At 67.9% G+C, this 6775-nt stretch carries 8 protein-coding genes; 4 read left to right on the forward strand and 4 right to left on the reverse strand.

Annotated elements, in window-relative coordinates; genetic code table 11:
* Positions 1–81: 81 nt before the first annotated feature.
* The 3 genes from ACFKCF_RS50595 (at position 82) to ACFKCF_RS50605 (ending at position 3374) form a co-directional block, all read left to right on the forward strand.
* Entirely contained in the window at positions 82–1005 is a 924-nt protein-coding gene (locus tag ACFKCF_RS50595; protein WP_394503091.1) for a DeoR/GlpR family DNA-binding transcription regulator, read from the forward strand.
* A 770-nt stretch (positions 1006–1775) separates the two neighbouring features.
* Complete coding sequence (locus ACFKCF_RS50600) at positions 1776–2849, forward strand: hypothetical protein (RefSeq protein ID WP_394503093.1); 1074 nt, start codon at positions 1776–1778, stop codon at positions 2847–2849.
* 189 nt (positions 2850–3038) lie between these two features.
* Positions 3039–3374, forward strand: coding sequence for a hypothetical protein (locus ACFKCF_RS50605; RefSeq protein WP_394503095.1), 336 nt, complete (start codon positions 3039–3041; stop codon positions 3372–3374).
* 220 nt (positions 3375–3594) lie between these two features.
* On the opposite strand, the gene ACFKCF_RS50610 is transcribed toward ACFKCF_RS50605, so the two are convergent.
* From ACFKCF_RS50610 to ACFKCF_RS50625, 4 genes are all read right to left on the reverse strand, one after another.
* Positions 3595–3846, reverse strand: coding sequence for an ATP-binding cassette domain-containing protein (locus tag ACFKCF_RS50610; RefSeq protein WP_394503153.1), 252 nt, complete (start codon positions 3844–3846; stop codon positions 3595–3597).
* A 7-nt stretch (positions 3847–3853) separates the two neighbouring features.
* Entirely contained in the window at positions 3854–4456 is a 603-nt protein-coding gene (locus ACFKCF_RS50615) for an Lrp/AsnC ligand binding domain-containing protein (RefSeq protein ID WP_394503097.1), read from the reverse strand.
* Between the two features lie 2 nt (positions 4457–4458).
* Positions 4459–5337: a VOC family protein gene (locus ACFKCF_RS50620; RefSeq protein ID WP_394503099.1), complete on the reverse strand. Its 879-nt coding sequence runs from the start codon at positions 5335–5337 to the stop codon at positions 4459–4461.
* A 247-nt stretch (positions 5338–5584) separates the two neighbouring features.
* A complete protein-coding gene (locus tag ACFKCF_RS50625; RefSeq protein ID WP_394503101.1) occupies positions 5585–5800 on the reverse strand; it encodes a hypothetical protein in 216 nt (71 codons plus the stop codon).
* A gap of 447 nt (positions 5801–6247) precedes the next feature.
* On the opposite strand from ACFKCF_RS50625, the gene ACFKCF_RS50630 reads away from it, so the two are divergent.
* The gene (locus ACFKCF_RS50630) at positions 6248–6688 is read left to right on the forward strand and encodes an Hsp20/alpha crystallin family protein (RefSeq protein ID WP_394503102.1); all 441 of its coding nucleotides are present in this window, start codon (positions 6248–6250) and stop codon (positions 6686–6688) included.
* The last annotated feature ends 87 nt before the right edge of the window (positions 6689–6775 follow it).

Here is a 6775-nt window from a genome sequence, read left to right on the forward strand (position 1 = left end):
CGGAAGAGACGTGCTGGAGCAGGAGGCTTCCAGCGCCGGAGGCCCGAAGGAGGCAGCATCTCGCCCGAAACTGGCAGCGTTGTGCGGTACTCTGCTGTTCTAGGCCTGTATCACTCCTCTGTTGCGTTGATCCGTATCGCAACTACCGCAGAGATAGGAGGGTCAGTGACCCTTGACGAAGAGGATCGGCAGCGTCGTCTACCTGCAGGACGTAAAGCCCAGCTGGCGGCATACGTCGCAGAGGCCGGGCAGGTCACGGTCAGCGCGCTCGCAGAGCGCTTCGGCGTCTCCATAGACACGATCCGGCGGGACCTGGACCAGCTCAGCGCCGACGGTGTCTTGGTCCGCACCTACGGCGGAGCGGTCAGTCAGTCGACTCTATCTCGGGTCGACCGTGCCGTGGACGTGCGGCTCAAGATGGAGGAACGCGAGAAGGAGAAGATCGCGGTACTCGCCGCGCCGCTGGTCAAAGACGGATCAACCGTCATGATAAACGGCGGTACGACCACTCTTGCCGTGGCCAGGAATCTCCGCAACCATCGGGACCTGACCGTGGTGACGAACAGTCTGCTCGTGCCCCCGGCGCTCCCGCCCTCAGCCGTCCGCGAGGTGTACGTCTTCGGCGGCGCGGTCCGCACTCTGACGCTGGCCACCATCGGCCCCGTCAGCTTCCGGGCCTCCGACGGAAGCGAGCTGGACATCAGCTGCGATCTGGCGTTGATCGGGGTCGGCGCCGTTTCGGCGGCCGCCGGTTATACGACGAGCAACCTCGCCGAGGCGGCGATGATGCGAGAGATGATCTCCCGGGCGTCGCGCGTGGCGATCCTGGCCGACTCCTCCAAGTTCGGTCGCCGGCTCTTCGCCCAGGTGTCCGAGCTGGGGGGCGCGGACTACCTCGTCACCGACTCCACCCCGCCGCCTGATCTCCTGGACGCGCTGGCGGAGAACGAGGTAGAGCTGATCACGCCGGAAACTGTCGAAGGCGCCCCTGAAGCTCCGGAATGACCGGGTGACTCGCGGGTGACCCTCACGCGCCCCGCAACATCACTGGCCGTTCCCCATGACGGGAGAACGGCCAGGTCCACCTCGACCACGTCCTCCCGCCCTTGCCGCCGCCGCTCGTACACCCGCAGACCCCGGAACGCTCTCGGATCGGGCGATCTCGATGTGGTCCAGCTCCGCCCAACGCGTCTGCTACTGCAAGCGCAGGGTGTTCCACCCGGCTTTCAGCGTGAGCTGGGCCGGCACCTGCGTCCAGTTGTCCCAGCCGCGCTCGGGACAGCTCAGCGTGAACCGCGTGCCCCCGTTCACCGTCACCAGGTGCTGTGCGTCGCCGTACCCGGCTGCCGCGGACGACCGGGTAGTCGTTGGCCCAGCCCAGCTCCGCGGTGTACATGTTTCGCGCGTTGCTCACCCAGCCGTGGAAGAAGACGCGGCTTCCGAGCACGTCGGTCCCGCCGGGGCCCTGAACGGCGCCGTCAAAGGTGGCCGTCGTCATCAGCGGCCGGTACGCCTTGGCATAGGACGACGAGGAAGATCCGGCCGGGCAGCCGCATGGGGACCTCCGATCGTCCGTACTCACGGGTATAGGCCATTCCGGAGCCGCGGAGAAGAGATTCTCGCTTCTCAGCCAGGAGGTGGCTCTTCACCGACGCGTCGCCGTAGGCCGCTCGAACCCGGCAACCCCAACGTTTGCCTTTTTCTTGAACAGAGGCCGTCGCATCGCCGGGTGCCGGTTGAATCCGATCATGAGAGCCATCCGACAGGGAGCCGTCATGACCGCGGTCACGGTCATGACGGCAGTGGTCACTCCGGTGGCGGCGACAGCCGCGCAGAGCGGGTGCGAGGCGCCGCCACGGAGCAGCCAGGCCTACGACGACTTCGTGCTCACGTACAAGTCCGAATGCGCCACGAAGAAGAACTACGACCGGACGTTCCAGGACGTCACGGCGTCCGTCCTGGTCGACAAGCGCAACAGGCTGGCGGTCACGACCTCGACGGCGCTGGCCGGCGCGATCGCGTCGGTCAAGGTGAACAACAAGGAGTTCATCTCCAGCGGCGGCCACGGCGCCGCTTTCCAGTACGCCTTCCACGCCTGGCAGGAGGGCAAGGCGGCGACCGAGTGCTACAACCCCACGCAGGCCGGTGCCCGCCAGGACGACGTGGGCCAGCCGCCTCCCTACCACGGTCCCAGCACGAGCGCGCTCTACACCATGGCCAGGTCCGGCAGCTCCATCCGCACGGCGGGGAGGCCCGCGATGTTCGTGACCCTCGCCGACGCGAAGCCGGGCTGGGGCAACTGCCGCAGCGCCGACCACCAGGACAGGCGCTCCCCGTTCACCATGGGCCTGTCGCCGTACTGGCTGCAGACCGAGATCGAGCTCGCCCCCGATCACGACGCGCCCGCGCTGGAGAACGTCTTCCGCGCCGCCGCCACGATCACCTCGGACGACGAACGACACGACCACTTCAGTGGCGTCTTCGTCGCCTACCTGCAGCCGGATTTCACGAAGGTCTTCTCCTACAGCCCCGCCACCGGTCGCCTGTCACCCAAGCCCGTGGACTCCCACACGAGCAAGGACCCCATGGTCCGTTGCACGGACGACGGCCGCTACTGCCTGGGCATGTACGTCAAGCCCGAAGTTCTCGGCGGCAAGGCCTACTACTACACGATGACCCGCCCGCCCATGGACTACAACGGCCACTTCGGCGAGAACACCATCCAGGTCACCAGCCCCAGCGGAGCCATGGACAAGGGAGACAAGGTCGACTACGAGACTTACGTGGTCGTCGGCGACAAGAGCCGCGTCGAGAACACCATGACCCAGCTCCACCGGGCCTTCCGGTAGCCGGCCCCCGGTCAGGGGATCGGACCGGCGCCGATGACGCCGCGCGGATCTTCACCTATTGCATAGGAAGCTTTCCTATTTAATACTGCGATCAATGCAGCGTATCGCGGTGCACGAGGCCCCATCACGCTCCTGGTGCCCGTGATGCCCTGCCTCACCGGCTCGGCGCCTGACTGCCCGGAGGTCCTCGTGACTCGTCGTGTCCCCGCCCTTCTCACCGCCCTGCTCGCCTGTCTCGGCGCGCTGTTCATCTCCGCCGCGCCGGCGCAGGCGGCAGACGTGGAGGTGACCTACAGCCCGCTCTCACTCGGCGACTACTGCTCCGCCAAGGTCAATTCCTCCTCCACCATCGGCTTCTACAACGGCGGCCTGAGCTGCTACCGCTGGAGCTCGGGCGGCTCCGGCATGACCTACACCGGTAGCGGAAGCGCCTCCGCCGCGTGCGCGTACTTCAACCCCACCTACACCTACCTCGGCTATGCGCAGGGCGCCAGCCAGGCGCTGATCTGCAGGTACTCGGTCTGACCCACCCCGGCGCCGTCTTTTCGGAGGCGGCGCCGGACGGGCCCGCAGCGCGCGGTCGCCCGGAAGGCCGCGCTCGTCTTGAGGTCCCGCACACGAAAGCCGCCAATGCCGGAGCCCTCCTCCCCCAGCGGAGGTCCGCAGTGTCGGAGAAGCAGCGACTCCCCCGCGCAAACAGCCACAGCAGCCCCGCGTACCGGCGCCAGGTCATCGCGGAGACGGGTCAGTAGGGGCGGACGAAGGTGGCCTGGTGGACGATGAGGTCGGCGTCCCTGATCGTGGAAAGACGGTGCGCGATCACGATCTGCGTGCAGGCCAGTCCCCCGAGATTCTTCCTGATGCGCTCTTCGGTGACAGCGTCCAGGCTCGCGGTCGGTTCGTCGAGCAGCAGCAGGCGGGGACGGGGGTGGAGCGCCCAGGCCAGTGCGATGCGCTGGCGCCGGCCACCGGACAGGCGGCGGCCCGCTTCGCCGATGTGATCTCTACGTAGCTGCTTTGGTTGTACCGGCTCGTTTGCTGTCTCGGATGACTGGAGCGCTTTCGACGTGCCGCACTCCGGGCAAGCTTCCTATCCCGCCCTCCAGGTAGTCGTAGAGCGCTTCGGTGTCGCGGCAGGCGACGAACATCAGCAGGTTGGTCGGGCCGGTGGTGGCGGCGGCGAAGGCGATCTCGGGATGCGCGGCAACCGCCTGGGCCGTGTGGCGTAATGCGGCGGGCTCGACTGTCAGCCACAAGATCGCGACCATTTCGAAGCCCAGCAGCAGCGGGTCGATGTCCACGTCGAAGAACAGCACGCCGCAATCGCGCAGGTGGTCCAGTCTGCGCTTGGCCGTTGCCGGGGACCAGCCGGTGGCATGGGCCAGTTCCGGGTATCCGGCGCGGCCGTCTCGGGCCAGGGCCCCCAGCAGCCGTTCGTCGCCTTCGTCCAGGACGACCCGCTCTTGCCGGGCCCCCGGCACGTGCTGCGGGGCGAGTGCGGCGAATCGCTCGGCGCGGGCGTACGGGATCCCAAGGAAGGCGGTGACCGCGCCGCCCGCCGGGACGCCGCGCAGCGTCCCGGCGGATGCGTGGATCAGGTCGGTCACGGTCACACCTCCAGGAAGGCCTGGGCGGCGCCGCAGGCCTGGGCGGCTCCCACGAAGAACCCGCCGGGCAGGTCGCCCGTGCTGAACCCGTTGCTCTCCACCAGGCCGCGGGCCTTACGTACGTTCCGAACCGACACGGCCTGCCCCGCCATGTACGGCAGCGCGGGCACCGGCTCGCCGGGCAGCAGCGCGCGAAAGGCGGACACTGCGACGATCTCCACCCGGCCCAGCGCAAGTGGCAGCACCCGCAGCGGCCCCTCGATCACCGGCTCGGTGTCCAGGATGAGGGCGTAGCGGGCGACGGAGGCCCCCAGGTCGGGGTCGTCCACCACGAGCAGCACGCTGTACAGGCCGGTGGCGCCATTGGCGTGCTCCAGGTAACGCGACTGGTGAATCAGCTCGGGGGTCAGGTGGTGCGCCACATGGATCAGCCCTTCTGGCGTGTGCGCGCGATCGAGGTGAACCGCCTGGAAGCGAGCGGTCTCCACCCCCTCAGGCGTCTCCACGTCCCGCTGCAACGGCAGCACTCCGGAGGAGGACAGGCCAGCCGCGCGCAGGCGCTTTTCGGCGGCCTCGATGCCGGTGCAGCCGAAGGAGTAACCGTGCAGGCCTTCGTACTGGGCGATGAGCGGGCGGATGTTCCAGGGATCGACCGAGCCATCCCCGAACAAGCCGAGCAGCTCCAGATAGGTGCGGCCGAACAGGGCGCACCGGTTGCCGGCACCCATGGGCTTGCGTTCGCCGCCCGGCCGATCGGAGCCCATGTGCATGGACAGCGGGCTGAGCGTGAATCCGAGCGCCTCATAGGTCGCCGCGGTGGCGTCCATGTCGGTGGTGTAGAGGACGGAGTGGTCGATCCGGTCGATGTCACGAGCGATCATGGATCACATGCTGTCGCCCGGCGGCCCGTCCGTTCCAGCCAGCAGGCTGGGATCGACATCTTTCGACATTCGAAGCCCCATCATGAAGGAATCCCACGCATCAGGCGTCGGTCTGTTGCCCAGTGAGACAGTCCTGGCTTCAGCGACATCGCCACCGACGACGCCTGGTTGCCGCCTGTCCCGTCCCGGCAACTGGACCTCCAGCCCTGCTTTCGTCATCGCACAAGCCCTCGGCTTCCACGACAGTTCAGACGCTCTCTTCATCCACGACGAAGGGGACAGACGCGTCCTGGGGTAGCGTCGCCACTTGCAGCGGCCGCAGGCCCTTGTCCGGGGCCGAGGAAGCGATCGCGTGGCGGCCCAGGCAGTTGAGGTGGGCGTGGCCCGGCGGGGACAGCCGGGCCGCATCCTCGTCCTTGACCGGCACGCCCTGGGCACGCAGCTGGTCCAGGATCGCCGACACGTACTTCGAAGCCGTGGCAGATCTTGCGTGCCGGACGGTGCCGCAATTCCTGGACCTCCAGCTGCTTGCCCAGGCTACGCCGGTACTGGTCGATGACCTGCTTCGAGTCCGAGGGAGAGAAGTGCTAGCCCGATCGCCGGCTCGCTCCATCGGCGCTACGGATCGCCCGCGCCGGACGCCGTTCCGGACGGTACCGCTTGTGTCGACGCCGACCTGAACGGCCAGCGGAAGCTGAAAGTGCACCTCGGCGGAGCGTGATCTCGTCGTCGGCGTCACCAGGCTCGGGGTCGATCTCGCTTCACCGTGAGACCCCCTTCGACTGCAGCGAACGGGCATCTTGACACCTCGGCTCGGAGAAAAGCTATAATCTGACTTGTAGGTTTCGTCTTAGAAGGTAGGCCTCCTGGATGGCCAGGAGGCCCCGGGGATCTTCGGAGGTGGAACACGATGCTGCTCACGTCGATCGACCCGTTCGTGCAGGAGTTCGAGCGTCAATTCGACCGCCTGACCCGCCAGGCCGCCGCCCAGGGCAGCGGAGCAGCCATGCCGATGGACGGGATCCGGCGCGCAGACGACGTGGTGCTGCGCTTCGACCTGCCTGGCATCGACCCCGACTCGATCGAGGTCACCGTCGACCGCGGCGTCCTGTCGGTGACAGCACGACGCGAGGAAGAGTTCGGCGAGGACGAGCGCGTCTTCGTTCGCGAGCGGGTGATGGGCTCATTCACTCGGCGCGTCTACCTGTCAGAGCACCTCGACGCCGACGCCATCGAAGCCGCCTACAGCAACGGCGTGCTGGCCGTCCGCATTCCGGTGCTCGAGCGCGCCAAGCCGCGCAAGGTCGCCATTCAGCAGACCGGCGACACCCACAGAGCGATCAAGAGTTGACACCCTCCGGAACGAGGCGGGCGCGGGGGGGGGGGGGGGGGGGGGGGGGGGGGGGGGGGGGGGGGGGGGGGGGGGGGGGGGGGGGGG

The organism is Nonomuraea sp. JJY05, assembly GCF_043496855.1.
Lineage (GTDB): Bacteria > Actinomycetota > Actinomycetes > Streptosporangiales > Streptosporangiaceae > Nonomuraea.

Excerpts from the sequence above, each read along its gene's own strand:
- ACFKCF_RS50600 (WP_394503093.1), top strand. The coding sequence starts at position 1,776 with ATGACCGCGGTCACGGTCATGACGGCAGTGGTCACTCCGGTGGCGGCG.
- ACFKCF_RS50620 (WP_394503099.1), bottom strand. The coding sequence starts at position 5,337 with ATGATCGCTCGTGACATCGACCGGATCGACCACTCCGTCCTCTACACC.
- ACFKCF_RS50630 (WP_394503102.1), top strand. The coding sequence starts at position 6,248 with ATGCTGCTCACGTCGATCGACCCGTTCGTGCAGGAGTTCGAGCGTCAA.